Here is an 18,904-nt window from a genome sequence, read left to right as displayed (position 1 = left end):
AAATAGATAACAGGAATTTTTTCATATGGAGTATGAGGAGCAGATCTAATATAGATGTATAAGGCTTTACTACTGAGCGAGTTTAAACTTATTTCAATAAACTAATATCAATTACTTACAAGAGGGCTTTTATGCAAAAAAATATGGCGCTAAATGTGCTTGGTCAACCCCTGGTTCCCTGTTCCTTTGAACCACTTACCGGTTTTTTTCGGGATGGATGTTGCAAGACTGACACGGAAGATCTCGGGAGTCATTTGGTGTGTGCGATAGTCACTAAGGACTTTTTACAATTTAGCCTAAGCAAAGGCAACAATCTGATTACACCTAGGCCAGAATATCAATTCCCTGGTCTGGTAGCAGGCGATCAATGGTGTCTTTGCCTCAATCGCTGGATTGAGGCTGTTCAAGCCGAATGTGCGCCAATGATCAAACTTGAAAGCACTAACATCAAAGCGCTTGAGCTAGTTTCATTAGATTTTCTGAAGCAATACTCGAGTTAAGGTTGAAGGCGTTTTATACCGACCATTTTATTCTGCCACTACCAAGTGGTCATCGCTTCCCCATGGAGAAGTACTCTAAACTCAGAAACTTAGTGAGTCATTTGGAAGGCGTCAAACTGGTTGAAGCACCTGCTGCAAGTGATACTCAAATTCTTTACGCCCATGATCCGCAATATCTCATTAATATTATTGAGGGTAATTTAAGCGCACACGAACAAAGAGAGATTGGTTTCCCGTGGAGTCTGAAGATGGTGGAGCGTTCACGAAGATCAGCTGGTGCAACAGTAGCAGCATGCAAAGCATCCTTAACTGAGGGTGTTGCGGTCAATTTGGCAGGTGGCACACATCATGCCTATCGGGATAGGGGGTCTGGCTTCTGCGTCTTCAATGATTCTGCCATTGCCGCACGAGCCTTACAGAAAGAAATCAACCCTAAACTAAAAATTGCAATCATCGATTTAGATGTTCACCAAGGTAACGGTACAGCAGCTATTCTGCAAAATGATTCCTCCATCTTCACTCTATCGATGCATGGTGAAAATAATTTCCCTTTTAAAAAGGAAGTCAGTAATTTAGATTTTGGCTTACCAGATCAATGCAATGATCAAACCTACTTAACAGCTTTAAATCATTGTCTAGATGAACTAGATTCTCGTTTCAAGCCGGATAGCCTTATTTTTTTAGCAGGGGCTGATCCCCATGAGGATGATCGTCTTGGACGATTAAATATTAGTAGCGAAGGAATGCAATTGCGAGATGAGACCGTACTGCGATATGCTTTTGATAGAAAGTTACCCATAGCCATATCGATGGCAGGGGGTTATGGTAAAGACATAACATCAACCGTTAATATCCATTTTCAAACTATCAAAACCGCCGTGCAATTCCAGCAAAAATATTAGGATGTCTTTTTGCCTGCTGCTGGGCTATCAGTCGCCTTACTGACATTTTCTACGCTCTTTTCAAAATGAGAAAATGAATCAGCCATTCCCGCACGAATTAAATCAAAATTTTGTAGCGCAGTATTAAATGAAGTCTTAAATACTGAAACATAAGCTTGGCTATCCTTGGGGGCGTTATTGGTGGCATCGTTCACAAAGTGAATGAGATCAGCCTTGGACTCCTCAATCATGGATTCAGCAATCTCAGCAAGTTCTTTATTGCCTTGATTGAGAACTTTTAAAAGCTTCTGATGATATTGGGTCACTTCTTTAGCAGCATCCTGCAATACTTCTGCATGAACATAATCAAAGGCGCTCTTGGGGTCTTGGATCTTGATTAATTCAGCGACCCGCTTCTGAACCAGGGCAGCTAATTCCTGGGCGGCTTGTTGATTAATTTGATTGATTGATTGCGCACTTTCCATAGCAACTGAGCCAAGTTCTTTTGTCGCCTTCATCATCTTTTGCTGCTCTTCAAGGGCATTTACATCAAATGGACTCTTTGCCATAAAGCCTCCCCATTAGTGAATATCTCTACCAATCTACTCTCGTTTTGAGAGCTTTCCATAGAGGAATACCAGTAGATTCATCAGATTTATATCAATCTAAAAGGATTTTCTGAGGATCATTAATTCTGCCTCAAAGTCGCCTAAGCTGACTTTGCCAATCCTGGGATATTCAAGACTGAAAATGATAAAAATAGTCCCGGCCATCAGAATCGAAAAAACAATCACCACTAGCCAGTCACGCTTTTTTTCAATTCCCATGTTGTACCCAGCAACGAGAGACCCAATCAACGACAGAATGAGAAGTGCCTGCCAAATAATCTCTGGCGGATGAAATTTACTAGCCAGTCGTTGGTTTTCTGAGGCAGTGAAAATGTCCGATACCTTTGGAAGGATTTGGGCAGTGACTGCTTTTTGTGGGTAAGCAGTATTTTCCACTGCAAGCACCACAGCCTTCCAAAGTTGGCTCCCAATCGCATTATGTGCGGCAACTTTTTTCTCTAGATGCATTTCAGACAAAGTGTGATTGCCTTGGTATAGATTAATACGACTATCAAGATAGTCACTGAAAAGCTCTCTCACTTTCTGTTAATCTTTGGTAGCCAATAAATCCACATACTGATAAGCCGTTCCGATGGCACTCACTTCAAGTGCAATCAGTTCGCGTCTATTATCAAAGCGTTCAAATGCACCAGAAAATGTAAACGCAATCAGAAGTGCTAGCAAGCCAAAAATAGCAGCCAAAAATGTTTCACTTGCATCCACTTTTTTAGCGCTATATTTGGAAGAGAGATGAGCGCCTATACGCCAGCCGATCTCCAGCATAAAAAGCATGGCAAAGAATAAAAAGCAGATCAATAAATTTGAAGAAAAAAGCAGAAGACGAAGGTTTTCGTTTAGTAACATGAGCGCTCGTTAAGGGGACTGGGTAATACTCTACTAATCAATGTGTCCCATAGTAACCAATTCTGACTGATAACAGCAGAAGAAATGCACTCTTGAATCAGAACCTAGGTTAAAGTGCCCTTAGCGTAATGGACTTAGTTTGCTAGTGAAATGCCTTAATCTCACCTGATGCTCCAGATTCCAGTAAATTAAGGAAAATTGAAGCAACTGGAGACTGTCATTGACTACCCATAACGCATCCTCGTATCAATACCTTACCGTTCAAGGTGAAGGTATTACCCACGTCACCCTTAATCGACCTGAAGTACGCAATGCCTTTAATGAAGGTTTAATTAGCGAACTACAAGAGATCTTCACTAAATTTGGCTCAGATGACCGCTGCCGTGTCATTGTGCTTCAAGCTAATGGTAAGACTTTTTGTTCGGGAGCTGATCTCAATTGGATGAAGAGTATGGCTAACTTCACCAAAGAAGAGAATCTTGCCGACTCACGCAAAATGGCATTGATGCTCAACACAATTTATGCCTGTCCAAAGCCTGTGATTGCCAAAGTTCAGGGCGATGCTTATGCAGGTGGAGTTGGACTAGCTTCAGTGTGCGATATCTTGATTGCCTCTACGCAAGCTCGCTTCTGCATCTCTGAAGCCAAATTGGGTTTACTACCAGCAACTATTGCGCCCTACGTTATTAGAGCGCTTGGTGAACAAGCCTCACGTCGATATTTTGTAACTGCTGAAGTATTTACTGCTGCCCATGCAAAGGAAATAGGCTTCGTACATGAATTAGTCGACCCTGACGCCCTTGATAATAAGGTGAATGAAGTTTGCCAAGCCATCATCAGTAATGGTCCACTGGCAGTCATGGCCTGTAAAAAAATGGTACGTGATATTTCGCAGCAAGCAATCACTCCGGTATTACTAGAGGAAACTGTAGAACGCATTGCGACTATCCGCACTAGTGATGAAGCCCAACTGCGCATGAAAGCCTTTCTCGAAAAAAGTAAATGAGTCCATCGTCCAACCTTCCTAAGCAGGTCAAGATCGTTGAAGTGGGTCCGCGTGATGGCCTGCAAAACGAAAAAGAATTTGTTCCCATTGATGTCAAAGTTGATCTGATTAATCAACTTTCAAGTGCTGGATTTCCGAATATTGAGGCGGTATCTTTCGTTTCCCCTAAATGGATTCCGCAAATGGCTGGTAGCGATGAAGTGATGGCTGCCATTACCAGAAAGCCAGGCACGATTTACTCAGCCCTCACCCCGAATATGAAAGGCTATGAATCTGCCTTTGCAGCCAAGGTAGATGAGATCGTCATTTTCTCTGCGGCATCTGAAGCTTTTGCTCAAAAAAATATCAATTGCGGCATTACTGAATCCATTGAGCGATTTGCGCCAGTTGCAAAAGCTGCCAAGCAAGATGGTATTCGTATTCGGGGTAGCATTTCCTGCTCATTTGGCTGCCCCTACGAGGGATCCGTAGAACCTGCTCAAGTTTCAGAAGTCGTCAAAAGAATGATGGCATTGGGTTGCGATGAAATTGATATTGCGGACACGATTGGAGTAGGAACCCCAGGGCAAATAGCAGCTGTATTTGAGGGCCTCTTCACCTTTGCACCCAAAGAGCAATTTTCAGGGCACTTTCATGATACTTATGGGCAAGCCCTGGCTAATATCTATGCTGCAATGCAAGTGGGCGTCAGTATTTTTCATTCCTCTATCGCAGGTCTAGGGGGTTGCCCTTATGCAAAAGGAGCAACTGGTAATGTTGCTACAGAAGATGTTTTGTGTATGCTTAAGGGCTTAGGAATCGAAACTGGAATAGACTTTGATGCTACTGTCAAAATTGGTGAATATATTACAAGGGCTACTGGCAAAACGAATGCATCCCGCGTTGGTAGAGCAATAGCCGCAAAAATGAACGGGAGATCGTCATGAATCAATTTCTTAAACTACTGATAATTGGGTTAAGCGCCATTTCGCTCCAGGTTGCCGCACAAAGCTACCCTGCCGCAAACATCACTCTGGTAGTGCCGTTTGCACCAGGAAGCGGTACTGATGCAGTAGCGAGGATCATGGCTACCAAGATGGGGAGTATCTTGGGGCAGCAAGTCATTGTAGATAACAAACCTGGCGCCAGCGCGCAAATCGGAGCCCAATTCGTTGCATCTGCTAAACCTGATGGTTACACCTTGCTGATGACTACCAATACCTCACATTCAGCAAACCCTTGGTTATTCCAAAATCTGAAGTACGATCCGATTAAAGATTTCACACCAATTGCACGAGTTGGTGAATTGCCTTTCGTGCTGACCGTGAATAATGACTTGCCAGTGAAGAGCGTTCAAGAACTGATTGATTACGCCAAAGCAAACCCCGGAAAATTATCCTACGGCACCCCTAATAGCACCTCACTGGTTACCACTGAAACGATTATGTATCTGACTAAAATGAGTATGACGCAGATACCCTATAAGTCGAGCCCCCAAGCACTGACCGATTTAATTGGCAACCAAATTCAGGTCTATGTTGTAGATACTGGTTCAGGTATGGCGATGATTAAGGCAGGTAAGGTGCGCCCTATTGGGTTAACCGGCAACAGACCTTTTGCACAATTACCCAACGTACCCCCTATTGCCAAAACAGTTCAGGGCTTTGACCTCGTGTCATGGAATGGCATTTTTGGTCCAGCCAATCTCCCAAAACCAATCGTTGATAAAGTCAATGCGGCTATTCAGGAGGCGGTAAAGGATCCTGAGGTTCAGTCTAGGTTAGCACAGCTCGGATTTTTAGTTTTACCATCCAAAAATCCTCAAGAGTTTGCACAATACGTTAGCGAACAAATGGCCTACTGGGGCAAACTCATTATTCAATCTGGCATTAAGTCAGAACTCAATTAATCAGAAATTAAGGAATGTGATGGGCCCATTAGCTGGCGTTCGTATATTAGATTTAACTGCGGTGATTCTAGGGCCCTTTGCAACCCAAATTTTGGCATCGATGGGTGCTGAAATCATCAAGATTGAAACGCCGGATGGCGACAATATGCGGGATGTCGGCCCTATGAGAAATCCAAAAATGGGGCACATCTTTTTGCAGGCCAATCGTGGCAAAAAAAGTGTGGTGCTCGACCTAAAAGATCCCGCTGCTAAACAGGCAGCGATTGATATTGCAAAAACAGTAGATGTATTTATTTCCAATATCCGTCCACAGGCGCTTGATCGACTTGGTCTTGGTTATGAAGATTTAAAGAAAGTAAACGATAAGATTATTTACGCATCCTGCTCTGGCTTTGGTCTTGATGGTCCTTATGCCGATAAACCTGCCTATGATGATTTAATACAAGGCGCTGCTGGCGTGCCTTGGCTAATGCAGCAGTACGGAATTCATGAACCGCGTTATGCACCGACTACTTTAGGCGATAGAGTCACTGGGCTCCACTCTGTTTACGCAGTCACTTCAGCCCTCTATGCTAGGGAGAAGACAGGTAAGGGTCAGCACATTGTGGTTCCCATGTTTGAATCCATCGCCCAATTTATTCTGGGAGATCACTTGGGTGGCGAGTCCTTTATTCCGCCAATTGGTAAATCTGGATACGCTCGCCTCTTATCTCCCTATCGCAAGCCTTATGCTACAAAGGATGGATACATCTCTATTCTGATTTATAACGACAAGCATTGGAAAAGCTTCTTTGAGGCAATTGGTCAACCAGAGCGCCTACAAGAAGAAATTTTTTGCACTCATGTCAATCGCGCAAATAATATCGATCAAGTTTATAAAGAAGTTGAAGCAATTATGGGGACTAAAACGACTGCCCAATGGCGTCAGCTCCTAGATCAATTTGATTTACCTAACCAGGCCATGAATTCGATAAATGACCTCATTAAGGATGAACACCTCAATAGTAAATCCTTCATTTATACCGAAAATCATCCCACTGAAGGACAAATTCGGGTGATGAAAAGTCCTGTATCTTGGTCTGAGACTCCGGCAAAAGAGGATCTCAGTCCTGCTCCAGGTCTAGGACAACATACCGCTGAAATACTCAGAGGCCTAGGCTATGCAGAAGATGCTATCGAGGCGCTGATACGCTCAGGAAATAAAAAATGAATTTCCAATTCACACCAGAGCAGCTACAGATCCAAGATGCAATTGAAAAACTCTGCAAACCATTTGATGCAGAGTACTGGCTCAAAAAAGATCAGACTGGTGACTTCCCTCTTGATTTCCATAAAGTACTAGCCGATGCAGGATGGCTTGGCATTGCCATGCCTACTGAATATGGTGGAGCAGGTCTTGGGATCACTGAAGCTGCCCTCATGATGCGCACGATTTCTGGGAGTGGCGCAGGCATGTCTGGTGCATCTGCAGTTCATATGAATATTTTTGGTTTGCACCCAGTGGTTGTCTTCGGATCAGATGAGCAAAAGAAGCGCTGGCTACCTCCTTTAATTGCAGGCAAAGATCGTGCATGCTTTGGCGTCACAGAACCTAATGCAGGCTTAAATACCCTCAAGCTCACTACGAAAGCTGAAAAACAGGGTGATCACTATTTAGTCAGTGGTCAAAAGATTTGGATTTCAACCACCCAAGTAGCCAATAAGATTCTACTTCTAGCACGTACTACCCCTATCGAGGACTCCAAAGGAACTGAAGGTTTGTCATTGTTCTATACGGACTTAGATCGCTCTTGTATTGATGTCAGAGAAATTGAAAAAATGGGTCGTAAATGCGTTGATTCCAACGAGGTTTTTATTGATCAACTCAAGGTCCCAGTACAAGATCTCATCGGCGAAGAGGGTAAGGGCTTTTCCTATATTCTGCATGGCCTCAATCCCGAAAGAATTTTAATTGCTGCCGAAGCAATTGGTCTAGGACAAGTAGCACTTGCAAGAGCTGCTCTTTATGCTAAAGAGCGCATCGTATTTGATCGTCCCATTGGTCAAAATCAAGGGATTCAACATCCACTTGCAAAATCTTGGATGGAACTGGAGGCAGCGAACCTAATGGTCTTTAAGGCAGCTAACCTGTATGACAACAATGATTCCTGTGCCGCTGAAGCGAATGCATCTAAATACCTTGCCGGAGAAGCTTGCTTTCATGCTTGTGAAAACGCCATCATGACCCACGGCGGCATGGGCTATGCTAAGGAGTATCACGTAGAGCGCTATCTTCGTGAATCCTGGATTCCTCGCTTAGCGCCTGTCAGCCCGCAGCTCATTCTCTGTTTTATTGCTGAGAAAGTTTTGGGGCTTCCTAAATCGTATTGAACCCAAGAAGAGAAAATAATGAGTGCTACTAAATCACGTTACTTCGTCAAGGCTGGGGAGGTAGAGGGCTACCATCCAGCCAATCATTTAGGCACAGTAAACCGCAGAATTATTGGCACTGAAACAGTCGGTGCAAAGCAGTTAGAAGTGTTACATGGCACGATTGAAAAGGGTAAAGGCGCGCTTCCTCATGCGCATCCTGGCATAGAACAAGTCTGCTACATGCTAGAAGGTCGTGCTCGTGCTGAAGTCAATGGCGAGGTTTGTGAAATGGGTCCTGGTGATGCCTGTTTTTTTCCGGCAGATGCAATGCATGTTTTCACGGTCATTAGTGATGAGCCAGTAAAGCTTTTGGTGATTTACTCACCACCCTATGAAGAAAACCCCGCAAGAGTAATACGGCCTACAGGAAATTCTTAATCACTACCTGTAATGGAAACTTATATTTACCCTAAGGCAAAAGGTTTTTTAAAGCTAATAAAATAATGATGGAGTTTATCAATACACCGCAGCCTGACCATCACGTCTAGGGTCGCTAGCTGCAATATAGCCGTCCTCAATATCATCCGATAATCTCCAGATAAATTGACCAGCTCCAAAATCCATATAAGGATCATCAATTTTCTTCAACGTATGGCCTAAGTCTGACAGATCCTGAACGGTAGTAGCATTCATATTGGCCTCTACATCTAGACTGAAGTCACGATTCACTTTCCAACGAGGTGCATCGCATGCTGCTTGCGGTTGTTGACGGTAAGACAGCATCCGTAACACGGTTTGTAAATGGCCCTGAGGTTGCATATCGCCCCCCATCACACCGAAACTCATTTGCGGTAACCATGTGTCACCTTCTTTACGAGTTAAAAATGCAGGAATGATGGTTTGAAAAGGCCGTTTACCTCCGGCAACAACGTTTGCCGATTTCGGGTCCATTGAGAAACCAAATCCTCTATTTTGTAAACTCACACCCCAATCTGGAACTACTACACCGGAACCAAAGCCCATATAATTACTTTGAATGAAAGAAATCATACGGCCTTGCTCATCAGTTGCTGATAAGTAGATCGTGCCACCAGATTGCGGTAAGCCAAATGGAAAATGGGTTGCCTTATGAGGATTAATCAGTTTTGCACGGTGGGCTAAATACGCTGGGTCCAACATCTGTGCTGGCGTTACTGCCATGGCACACGGATCTGCCACATATTGATACACATCAGCAAAAGCTAACTTCATCGCTTCTATTTGTAGATGCTGACTCTGTACGCTATCGACTGGCAAACTGGCTAGATCAAAGTTTTGTAAAATCCCTAAGGCAATTAATGCACCAATTCCTTGTCCATTAGGAGGAATCTCATGCATGGCATAGGTCTTTCCATCAACACCTTGTATTTCTTGCTGAATCGTACCCACCCAATCAGGTCGATACTGTGCAAGATCCTCTAGAGTCATCGATCCACCATTACTACTAGAGTGCTGAGCGATTGCTTGGGCAATCTCTCCCTCATAAAATTCACGAATACCGGACTTAGCAATTGATTTAAGGGTTTTCGCAGCCGCCTTAAAGCGAAAAATTTCTCCTATTTCTGGAGCGCGCCCATGGGGCATAAATGCTTGAGCAAATCCTGGTTGATCGCGCAACTCTGGGATAGCAGCAGCCCATTTATGTGCAACTATTGGCGCCATCGCATACCCTCTTTCGGCGATCTCAATAGCGGGCTGTAACAAATCTCCCAAAGCTAAGGAGCCAAAACGTTTGTGTAGCTGCTCCCAACCAGCTAGGGCACCAGGAACTGTTACCGAATCCCAGCCACGCTTAGGTCTATCAGCTAAGCCGCTAGCATCAGTCCCATATTTTTTGGAAAAATAATCGGGACTCCAGGTTTGGGGTGCAGTGCCAGAAGCATTTAAGCCGTGTAACTCTTTACCATCCCAGACAATAGCAAAGCAATCGCTACCTAAACCATTTGATACTGGCTCAACAATCATCAAAGCAGCTGCGGCTGCTATGGCTGCGTCAATGGCATTCCCGCCTTGCTGAATGATTTTTAATCCTGCTTGAGCTGCAAAAGGATGGGAGGTAGAAACTACATTACGCCCCATCACTGGTACACGAATCGTAGGGTATGGGTTATTCCAATTAAATTTCATTGTTACTGATCTTCATTAGGATTAATCTCAGCTTGTTTAATTAAAGTACTCCAGCGCGCACGCTCTCTTGCGACCATGCTTGCAAATTGATTGGGGGTACCTGGCATAGATTCAGGACCTAACTGAGCAAATAAAAATAAAGTTCGACGAATTGTATGCATTTTCACTGGACTTCCTGAGTATTTCCAATATCGTATATGATAATTTTTTAATAAGTCATTTCCTTGCCCGTGAGCTCAAACCAATCCACAGAATACCTCTTTGATCACTTGGTGATTATGGCTAGAGATAGCCTTGATGAGCTCAGCAACATATTCACCAGCCAAGGATTTCAATTAACGGCTCTAGCTCACCACAATTTAGGTTCAAGCAATCGGCTCATCATGCTCAAATCTAGCTATATCGAACTATTGGGCTGGGAAAAAGAAAAACAGACCCAAAGAGCAGAAATTGCTCATCAGCCCATTGGCTTAGATGCCCTAGTATTTCGTACCGACGATGCTAATGCATGCTACCGGCAACTTAAAGAAGCTGGCTTTGCGGTAAACCCCGTACAAGATTTATCACGTGAAGGAGACTTCATGGGAAATAAAGTGCTTGTGGAATTTAAAACAGTCCGCTTTTCAGAGCAGCCTATTCCAGGTCTTCGGATCTATTTTTGTGAGCACTTAACTCCAGACTATGTTTGGCAAAAACAATGGCTAACGCATCCCAATAAAACACAGGATTTACAAAAAATCACGATTGTTAGCCCAAATATCAAGGAGACTGCTACAAGATTTCAAGGTCTTTTAGGGCTGGCTGATAGTCAGTTGAAGTTTCTACAGGATTGTGTCCAGATTTCTCTGCCCAATATCAATCTCTGGATTCAAGCCCAGGGTTCTCCTAAAGGAGTATCTATTGAGAGAGTGTATCTAAATCAATCCGCCTTAGATCCTGTAGACTTCATTATTGACCATCATTTTCTTACCCATACTCATCCATCATTAGGGACTCATCTATGAAAATCACAAATCATTTATTTGTTAAATCCTTCTTCTTAGTTTTAGCAGCACTAATGATCTCCAGCCCCGCTCTAGCACAAAGCGATAAGCCTCTTACTTTAGTGGTGCCATTTCCCCCCGGTGGAAGTACTGACATTACTGCTAGAACGATTCAATCAAAATTGGCTGAAAGAATTGGTAGACCCGTGGTGGTAGAAAATCGCCCTGGTGCCGCAAGTCAAATTGCCACACAGCACGTAGCAAAGGCCGCGCCTGATGGCAATACCTTACTGATTAGCTTTGACAACCACTCTATTAATCCCATTGTTAAACCCAAGCTACCCTATGACACCTTCAAAGATTTTGTGGGAGTCAGTTTATTGGTCCGCTTTCCTTTGGTGATTGCTGCAAACCCTTCTGTTCAAGGTAATAACTTAAGTGAGTTTATTGTTGCCGCAAAAAAACGTCCTGGATATTACAGTTATGCCTCAACAGGCATTGGATCTCTCAATCAATTGGCTATGGAAGATCTGAAGCGTAAAGCAGGTATTTTCGTGCTTCATGTTCCCTATGGAGGGGGAGGTCCAGCAATTGCTGCAGTAGTAGGCAATACCGCTAGCATGACTCTATTAAGTTATGCCGCCCTCAAAGGACAAATCCAAGCCGATAAACTGAAGCCTCTTGCAGTAACTGGGGCCCAACGTCTCCCGGAGTTACCAAAGACCCCAACGGTTGCAGAATCTGGCTACCCAGGTTTTGAGGCTTACTCTTGGATTGGCGTGTTTGCTCCAGCAGATACTCCAGCAGCTACAGTTAAAAAACTGACAGCAGATTTTCAGGCGGTCCTCAGCGATCCCGAAATCAAAACTAAACTCACTCAAGGTGGATTTGATGTACAAGCAAGTGATGGTCCTACTCTAGATAAATATGCCAAGAGTGAATTTGATCGTTGGCAACAATTTGTGAAGGCTACCAAACTCAATCTTGACGATTAATATGGTTAAAAAAATAACTGGTGCAGAAGCTCTGGTCAGAATGCTAGAGCAATATGAGGTTAAGCATATCTTTGGCTTATGCGGTGATACGAGCCTGCCTTTTTATGATGCCCTAGCAAGACTTGATCATGGTATGCAACATATTCTGACTAGAGATGAGCGAAGTGCGGGTTATATGGCTGATGCCTATGCGAGAGTTACCCATAAGGTTGGAGTTTGTGAAGGGCCAAGCGGGGGTGGTGCGACCTATTTGCTTCCAGGTCTAGTAGAAGCAAATGAATCTTCTATCCCCGTTTTAGGCATTACCTCAGATGTACCGGTCACTTCTCGTGGCAAATTTCCGCTCACAGAATTAAATCAACAAGCTTTATATCAGCCACTCACCAAATGGAACACCACCATTGACTTAGCTGAACAGATTCCATCTGCTGTGAGAAGTGCTTTTCGTGCAATGACGACCGGCAAACCAGGTAGTACTCACATTTGTTTGCCTCATGATGTTCAAAAACATCCTGTTGCGACTAGTGATATCTGGGCCCAAAAAGAACACTGTCAATACCCAGCTCAACGCTATGTTGCCAATGGCCATGATATTGAAAAAGCGGTAAAACTCATATTGGAAGCAAAATCTCCTGTTTTGATTTGTGGTGGTGGCGTCATCAATTCTGGAGCCGAGCAAATACTAGCCAATATCGCGGAGTTACTCAATATTCCGGTTTGCACAACCGTCAGCGGCCAAGGCAGCCTTGCTGGAAATCATCCCTTGAATGCAGGTGTCGTTGGCGCGAATGGCGGAGTGACGGCCATACGAGATGTAGTCAATAGTGCCGACCTCGTCTTTTTTATTACCTGTCGTGCAGGCTCTACCACCACTGAAAATTGGCGCTTCCCAAATAAATCTTTACCAATTATTCATTTGGATGTTGATCCTGAAACCATTGGGGCAAACTACCCTACTGCTGTTGGATTGGTAGGGGATGCGAAGCTCACTCTTGAGCAGCTCTATAGTGATTTGAAGGCCAATATTCAATCGCGTAATCAAAACTGTATTGATGGCAAAGCAGTGGTGGCTAAAGCAAAAGCTCTTAAGTTTGAGTCCTTTCTGCAGCTAGCAAATAGCAATGAGACGCCTATTGTTCCTGAAAAAATTGTTCACATCCTCAATAAACTGCTGCCAAAAGATGCCATTGTGTGTGCCGACCCTGGAACACCGTGCCCTTATTTTTCTGCCTACTTTATGAGCGATATTCAAGGCAGGCATTTCATTACGAATAGAGCCCATGGTGCCTTAGGGTTTGCAATGTCAGCCGCTATTGGAGCAACAATCGGTAGACCACAATCGAAATGTGTTGCCGTGATGGGTGATGGTAGCTTTGGATTTACCGTAGGTGAATTAGAAACGATCACTCGCTACAAGTTACCAGTGCTCATGATTGTTATCTCAAATTCAGTTTATGGCTGGATTAAGGCAAGTCAAAAATCGGGGTATGACGAGCGCTATTACTCAGTAGACTTTAATCGTACTAACCATGCCAAAGTAGCTGAAGCCTATGGAGTGCGCTCCTGGACTATTGATGATCCACTAAAACTAGAGGCTGCCATCAAAGCTGCCATTGAATGTGGTGAGCCTGCATTAGTGGATATTATTTCTCAGCCACTACAAGATGCTGCTGCCCCTGTCAGTCAGTGGATGGGTTAATCCTAGCTTAGGCTTGATAAATCCCGGCGATAGGCAATCTGACATTTTGTTCGGGCTCTTTGGTAATGTGATAGGTGACTACACAGGCGCTAATGATGATCAATAAGCCTAAAACCATTTTCCAGTCTAACTTTTTATTACTCAAAATATTCTCCCTAAATCATGTTCGTATCATTATCCTCATTAAGAGCATACTAAGGCTATGATGAAATCGACCCATTGGTCTCAACACTGGCATTACATTAGCGCTAGCCATCGCCTCTTGCTGATTACCCTAATTGGGGTAGCCTCTTTTTTTATACTCTCGTCGACTCCTTCAATAATGGTTCGTCTAGCCATATCTTGGATTATTGCAAGCGGTTTATATGTTCTATCGACTTTTCTGATGATGTATTTTTCCACCAAAGAAAATATTGCTCATCTCGCAGAAAAAGAAGACGACGGTGCAATCTTCATACTGTTGATTATTCTTCTAGGGTCCATCACTAGTTTAGTAATCATTGTGATAATCATGACCGATATGAAATCTCTCATGGTCTCCGATACTGCAAAAGTGATCAGCCTAGTATTGCTCACCTATATTAGCTCTTGGTTTTTAATTCACACTGCATTTACATTGCATTATGCTCATATCTACTACCAAGACTACGAAAAAACCAAGCAGCCACCATTAATCTTTCCCGATACCATCCATCCAAACTATATTGATTTCTTATATTTTTCGATGCTTATTGGGATGACATGCCAAACTGCTGACGTGAATATTGCTAATTCCAGAATACGTGCCCTAGCGATGATTCAAGGCTTAACCGCATTTGTTTTCAACACAACCCTACTTGTACTGACTATCAATCTGATTTACGATTTACCTAGTCGATAAAGAAGGCCATTAATTGATAAAAGTTAGTTAAACTTATAGTATTTGGCTTAATTACATGAGAATCAATTTGAGTATTATTAGAAATATCAGCTGCGGACTCTTTTTGGGGCTGCTGTATTTAACACCACTAAATGCAACATCACCAGCGAGCGAGCACATCACTATCCAATCTGAAAGAATTGTTTGGAAAGGTGATTTAGATAGCATGGTTAAAAGACGCATTGTGCGTGTTTTGCTACCCTATAACAAAACCCTCTACTTTTTGGATAAGGATGGGCAACAGCGCGGTCTTATGTACGACATGATGATCGCGTTTGAACAAGATCTTAATAAGCAAAATGCCACAAAGCATTTAAAAATCCAGTTTATCTTTCTACCTACGCCCCGTGATCGCTTGATACCCGAACTGCTAGCCGGTAAGGGTGACATCATTGCAGCAGACTTGACTGTAACCACAGATCGCCAAAAGCTGATTGATTTCTCGATACCTCTGGCGAGCGGTGTAAAAGAAGTCATTGTCACATCTGCTAATGGGCCTAAGCTCAATAGTCTTGAGGACCTTTCAGGCAAAGTTGTATTTGTTAATCCCAGTACAAGTTATGCAGAAAGTCTGAAGATTTTAAGTGCTGATCTAGTGAAACAAAAGAAAGCACCCATCATTCTTAAAGACGCACCTGGTACATTTGAAACGGAAGATGTATTAGAAATGGCAAATGCAAATCTTGTTCAGATTACTGCAAGCGATTTATATTTAGCCAAGTTTTGGAAGGCTATATTTCCGAACATCCAAATACAAGAGAATTTGGTGCTTCATAAGGATGGGGAGATTGCTTTTGGTTTTCGTAAAAATTCTCCGGAGCTCAAAAAAGCGCTTGATTCCTTTACAGAAAAAAATAAGATTGGTAGTAGCTTTGGAAATCAGAAACTACAAACCTACCTGAAATCAGTTAAGTGGGTTAAAAATGCAACTAATCCTACTGACCTCAAGAAATTTCACACCTTAACAAAGGTATTTCAAAAATATAGTGATCAATACCGTATTGACTGGTTACTCATGACTGCTCAGGGCTATCAGGAGTCACGATTGGACCAAGATAAGAAAAGTAAAGTGGGTGCAATCGGTGTTATGCAAATCATGCCTGCTACAGGTAAAGAACTTAAAGTTGGTGATATTAACAATGTTGATAACAATATCAATGCAGGTATTAAATATATCCGTTACCTGATAGAACAGTATTACAGTAAAGAGCCTATGACAGATTTAAATAAAGTTCTATTTGCTTTTGCTGCCTATAACGCTGGCCCAAGCAGAATTCAGCAATTACGTGTCGAAGCAGAGAAACGTGGGCTCAATCCTAATATATGGTTCGATAATGTTGAGCGCATCGCTGCAGAACGCATTGGTAGTGAAACGGTGCAATATGTAAGTAATATCTATAAATATTCTGTAGCCTATAAGTTAGTGATGGAGCTACCCCAGAAACAATAGTTCACTCCATTCTTGGCTCAATATAAACAATATCAATGTCTCTCTTGATGCATATACCTTTCGGAAAGAGCAAAGATTAGGCCAGTTACTACAAAGGTCAAATGAATGCCGACCATCCAGCCTAAATTTTCTTTATTGGTAGTTGAAATCTCCAAGAATGCCGCTAAGAGATTAATACCTGATAGGGCAACAATTGAGCCAATCAATTTTAACTTCAAGCCAGCAAAATCAACTCCGCCCATCCACTTAGGACGATCTGTGCTATTTTTTGCTGCACCAATGACGGAGACAAAATTTTCATAACCAGAGAAGATTATTAAAATAAGTAAATTACCTAATAGTGTTTTATCAACAATCTCTAATACGCCTGTAACAAACTCCGCTTCAGATGCATACCAAAATATCATTGCGAAATGGGCGAACTCTTTAACAAACTTAATTGCAACTAAAAATAATGTTGCAACTAGGAGCAGGTAAAAACCTGCCAAAATCCAACGACTTCTAAAGATGATTTTTTCAATCAAGACTTCAAAGTGACCAGAATCGTCAGACTTAACATCTTGGGTATTCATCTGTTCAGACATATTTGCGCCTCTCAATTAACAACCAAACAATAATAAAGCAGCTTTTTTGACTTCACTAAGCTTTTTTACCGACAAGCAGATAGGTGCGAATTTCACCAAGCCCCTTACACTCCATTAAACCAGCATCCTCAAAGTCGTAAGCATCTTTTAAAGCCTCATGGGTGCTTGGTGAGACCTGTACGCGACCATGCTGAGAGGTGGACTCCATACGGCTAGCCGTATTCACGGTATTACCCCATAAATCATAGGAAAACTTGGTAAATCCAATGACTCCTGCCACTACTGGCCCAGAGTTCATTCCAATGCGCATATTCAAATCAGCACTGTTTTCTTGGTTAAAGCTCTTTAGATCATCAAACATGCCTAAGGCCATTTCCGCACATAAAGCAGCATGATCAGGCCGGGGAATCGGCAGGCCGCCCACAGCCATATAGGCGTCGCCAGTTGTCTTAATCTTTTCTAGCCCCAGGGCCTCTGCCCTGATATCGAAGCGGGTAAATAAGTCATTTAATAATTTGACCAATTCTGTCGCCGTTGTCTTGGAAGACATCTTAGTAAAACCAACTAAATCACTAAAAAGAATTGTGACGTCTGGATAACTACCAGAAATATTCTTCTCACCACGCTTCAAACGATCTGCAATGGGCCTTGGCAAAATGTTGAGCATCAACTTTTCTGTTTTCATTTGCTCAATTTCTAATAACTGTTTTTCGTGATTCAGCATTTCTAAGTGCTTTTTATCTAAGTCACGTAAACGCTTTTTCTCAAGTGATGAAAAGATACGTGCACGCAATAAAATAGGATCAAATGGCTTAGGTAAATAATCTTCTGCCCCAATCTCAATACACTTAATCGTTTTTTCAAACTGATCAGCACCAGAAATGACAATAATCGGTAAGGCTTTATAGGTTTCATCTGCTTTAATATGCTCTAGAACACCTAAGCCATCAAGCTCAGGCATCTCCATATCCAACAACATTAGATCAACAGGCTTTGACTTCACTACCTCAATAGCCTCCAAACCATCAGCTGCTTCCAAGATATTATGAAAACCCAATGAATTCAGTTCACGAATCAATATCTTACGTAAGGTTCTACTGTCATCCACTACAAGAACAGTAAATGCGGCAAATACGGGATCAATTGCAACAGCTGTTGGATTGTTTTGATTTTCCATATCAGACCTTCATAGGAATATTAGGTTTGTAAAATGAAATCTTATCTAGGGGTACTAAGCTATATAAATTATTAAGATAAATTGATTCAGCAGCACCTAAAATCAAAACACTATCACTACCGTTCAATTGTTGGTGCATTTTCAGTAACACTTTGTCTTTTATATCTTGCCTGAAATAGATCAGCACATTTCTGAGCATAATCAAATCAAATTTAGGGTAATAGGGCCAATCACCTACTAAATTATGATGCGAAAAGTTCACCATTTGCCGAATGATGGGCTTCACTTGAAAACTACCTTTTTCAGTATGTGTGAAATATTTTTGTAAGTAATGTGCATCAAGACCTCGATGGGCCTCCATCGAACTATAGATTCCTGACTTAGCTTTTTCTAGTATTAGCTCAGAGATATCCGTTGCCTTAATATCAATAGTCCAGTCGCTCAGATGTCCAAATTCTTCTCGCAACAACATTGCTAAGCTATAAGCCTCTTGCCCTGCAGAGCATGCAGAACTCCAGATACGTAGGGCCTTCTCTTTTTTACGTGTCTCAATCAGTTCTGGCAGGATTTTATTTTTTAGCGCCTCAAATACATGCTTATCTCTAAAGAAAGAAGTTTCATTCGTAGTTAAAGCCTCAAATGCTTTCCAATGCATGGCTCCAATAGGGTTTTGCGTCAGGTATTTGATTAGGGCATAAACATCAGGGTAGCCATTTTGCGCTGCGAGCGACATCAAACGGGATTCCAGTAAATACTGTTTAGTGTCATCTAAAGCAATTCCTACCTGCTGTTCTAACATGAGATAAAACTGAGGTAAGTAATCTTTTGACAT

At 42.5% G+C, this 18,904-nt stretch carries 22 protein-coding genes; 13 read left to right on the top strand and 9 right to left on the bottom strand.

The features are described from left to right. Positions 1–131 precede the first annotated feature (131 nt). Complete coding sequence (locus ABWP14_RS00190) at positions 132–500, top strand: DUF2237 family protein (RefSeq protein ID WP_353200963.1); 369 nt, start codon at positions 132–134, stop codon at positions 498–500. A 2-nt stretch (positions 501–502) separates the two neighbouring features. Continuing rightward, positions 503–1,402: a histone deacetylase family protein gene (locus ABWP14_RS00185; protein ID WP_502930120.1), complete on the top strand. Its 900-nt coding sequence runs from the start codon at positions 503–505 to the stop codon at positions 1,400–1,402. On the opposite strand, the gene ABWP14_RS00180 is transcribed toward ABWP14_RS00185, so the two are convergent. From ABWP14_RS00180 to ABWP14_RS00170, 3 genes are all read right to left on the bottom strand, one after another. After that, positions 1,399–1,950 (bottom strand): phasin family protein, encoded by a 552-nt coding sequence (locus ABWP14_RS00180; RefSeq protein WP_353200961.1) that lies wholly within the window; start codon positions 1,948–1,950, stop codon positions 1,399–1,401. The two genes, ABWP14_RS00185 and ABWP14_RS00180, sit on opposite strands and share 4 nt — an antisense overlap. A gap of 96 nt (positions 1,951–2,046) precedes the next feature. Beyond that, positions 2,047–2,529: a hypothetical protein gene (locus ABWP14_RS00175; protein WP_502930119.1), complete on the bottom strand. Its 483-nt coding sequence runs from the start codon at positions 2,527–2,529 to the stop codon at positions 2,047–2,049. A 6-nt stretch (positions 2,530–2,535) separates the two neighbouring features. Further along, positions 2,536–2,853 carry a hypothetical protein gene (locus tag ABWP14_RS00170; protein ID WP_353200959.1) on the bottom strand — a complete coding sequence of 106 codons (318 nt, stop codon included), beginning with the start codon at positions 2,851–2,853 and terminating at the stop codon, positions 2,536–2,538. Positions 2,854–3,073: 220 nt separating this feature from the next. On the opposite strand from ABWP14_RS00170, the gene ABWP14_RS00165 reads away from it, so the two are divergent. The 6 genes from ABWP14_RS00165 to ABWP14_RS00140 are packed head-to-tail and all read left to right on the top strand — an operon-like array spanning position 3,074 to position 8,537. Then, the gene (locus ABWP14_RS00165) at positions 3,074–3,859 is read left to right on the top strand and encodes an enoyl-CoA hydratase/isomerase family protein (protein WP_502930118.1); all 786 of its coding nucleotides are present in this window, start codon (positions 3,074–3,076) and stop codon (positions 3,857–3,859) included. After that, positions 3,856–4,785, top strand: a complete 930-nt coding sequence (locus ABWP14_RS00160) for a hydroxymethylglutaryl-CoA lyase (RefSeq protein WP_353200958.1) — start codon at positions 3,856–3,858, stop codon at positions 4,783–4,785. Before ABWP14_RS00165 ends, ABWP14_RS00160 begins: the two co-directional genes overlap by 4 nt. Further along, positions 4,782–5,747, top strand: a complete 966-nt coding sequence (locus ABWP14_RS00155) for a Bug family tripartite tricarboxylate transporter substrate binding protein (protein ID WP_353200957.1) — start codon at positions 4,782–4,784, stop codon at positions 5,745–5,747. Before ABWP14_RS00160 ends, ABWP14_RS00155 begins: the two co-directional genes overlap by 4 nt. A 19-nt stretch (positions 5,748–5,766) precedes the next feature. Next, the gene (locus ABWP14_RS00150; protein ID WP_353200956.1) at positions 5,767–6,957 is read left to right on the top strand and encodes a CaiB/BaiF CoA transferase family protein; all 1,191 of its coding nucleotides are present in this window, start codon (positions 5,767–5,769) and stop codon (positions 6,955–6,957) included. Beyond that, positions 6,954–8,117, top strand: coding sequence for an acyl-CoA dehydrogenase family protein (locus ABWP14_RS00145; RefSeq protein ID WP_353200955.1), 1,164 nt, complete (start codon positions 6,954–6,956; stop codon positions 8,115–8,117). Before ABWP14_RS00150 ends, ABWP14_RS00145 begins: the two co-directional genes overlap by 4 nt. Positions 8,118–8,135: 18 nt before the next feature. Further along, a complete protein-coding gene (locus ABWP14_RS00140) occupies positions 8,136–8,537 on the top strand; it encodes a cupin domain-containing protein (RefSeq protein WP_028818493.1) in 402 nt (133 codons plus the stop codon). A 78-nt stretch (positions 8,538–8,615) separates the two neighbouring features. Here ABWP14_RS00140 and ABWP14_RS00135 read toward each other — a convergent pair whose 3' ends face one another. Next, on the bottom strand, positions 8,616–10,265 hold the full coding sequence (locus ABWP14_RS00135) for a gamma-glutamyltransferase family protein (RefSeq protein WP_353200954.1): 1,650 nt from the start codon (positions 10,263–10,265) through the stop codon (positions 8,616–8,618). Between the two features lie 2 nt (positions 10,266–10,267). Then, on the bottom strand, positions 10,268–10,426 hold the full coding sequence (locus ABWP14_RS00130; RefSeq protein WP_353200953.1) for a hypothetical protein: 159 nt from the start codon (positions 10,424–10,426) through the stop codon (positions 10,268–10,270). Positions 10,427–10,495: 69 nt separating this feature from the next. Here ABWP14_RS00130 and ABWP14_RS00125 point away from each other — a divergent pair, with 69 nt between their 5' ends. From ABWP14_RS00125 to ABWP14_RS00115, 3 genes are read left to right on the top strand one after another with little or no spacing between them, the layout of a single operon-like run. Beyond that, positions 10,496–11,269, top strand: coding sequence for a VOC family protein (locus ABWP14_RS00125; RefSeq protein WP_353200952.1), 774 nt, complete (start codon positions 10,496–10,498; stop codon positions 11,267–11,269). Beyond that, positions 11,266–12,243, top strand: a complete 978-nt coding sequence (locus ABWP14_RS00120; protein WP_353200951.1) for a tripartite tricarboxylate transporter substrate binding protein — start codon at positions 11,266–11,268, stop codon at positions 12,241–12,243. Before ABWP14_RS00125 ends, ABWP14_RS00120 begins: the two co-directional genes overlap by 4 nt. A 1-nt stretch (position 12,244) precedes the next feature. Then, positions 12,245–13,942, top strand: coding sequence for a thiamine pyrophosphate-binding protein (locus ABWP14_RS00115; protein ID WP_353200950.1), 1,698 nt, complete (start codon positions 12,245–12,247; stop codon positions 13,940–13,942). 7 nt (positions 13,943–13,949) lie between these two features. On the opposite strand, the gene ABWP14_RS00110 is transcribed toward ABWP14_RS00115, so the two are convergent. Next, the gene (locus tag ABWP14_RS00110; protein ID WP_353200949.1) at positions 13,950–14,087 is read right to left on the bottom strand and encodes a hypothetical protein; all 138 of its coding nucleotides are present in this window, start codon (positions 14,085–14,087) and stop codon (positions 13,950–13,952) included. Between the two features lie 57 nt (positions 14,088–14,144). On the opposite strand from ABWP14_RS00110, the gene ABWP14_RS00105 reads away from it, so the two are divergent. Further along, entirely contained in the window at positions 14,145–14,822 is a 678-nt protein-coding gene (locus tag ABWP14_RS00105) for a DUF1345 domain-containing protein (protein ID WP_353200948.1), read from the top strand. 67 nt (positions 14,823–14,889) lie between these two features. Beyond that, positions 14,890–16,311: an MltF family protein gene (locus tag ABWP14_RS00100; protein WP_353200947.1), complete on the top strand. Its 1,422-nt coding sequence runs from the start codon at positions 14,890–14,892 to the stop codon at positions 16,309–16,311. 32 nt (positions 16,312–16,343) lie between these two features. Here the strand turns inward: ABWP14_RS00100 and ABWP14_RS00095 are convergent, their stop codons facing one another. From ABWP14_RS00095 to ABWP14_RS00085, 3 genes are read right to left on the bottom strand one after another with little or no spacing between them, the layout of a single operon-like run. Next, complete coding sequence (locus ABWP14_RS00095) at positions 16,344–16,895, bottom strand: YqhA family protein (protein WP_353200946.1); 552 nt, start codon at positions 16,893–16,895, stop codon at positions 16,344–16,346. A gap of 55 nt (positions 16,896–16,950) precedes the next feature. After that, positions 16,951–18,072: an adenylate/guanylate cyclase domain-containing protein gene (locus ABWP14_RS00090; RefSeq protein ID WP_353200945.1), complete on the bottom strand. Its 1,122-nt coding sequence runs from the start codon at positions 18,070–18,072 to the stop codon at positions 16,951–16,953. A gap of 1 nt (position 18,073) precedes the next feature. Then, the gene (locus tag ABWP14_RS00085; protein ID WP_353200944.1) at positions 18,074–18,904 is read right to left on the bottom strand and encodes a CheR family methyltransferase; all 831 of its coding nucleotides are present in this window, start codon (positions 18,902–18,904) and stop codon (positions 18,074–18,076) included.

This window comes from Polynucleobacter sp., assembly GCF_040400325.1.
Lineage (GTDB): Bacteria > Pseudomonadota > Gammaproteobacteria > Burkholderiales > Burkholderiaceae > Polynucleobacter.
Note: the sequence above shows the minus strand (reverse complement) of the source record. Positions and strands in the feature narration are given on the sequence as shown.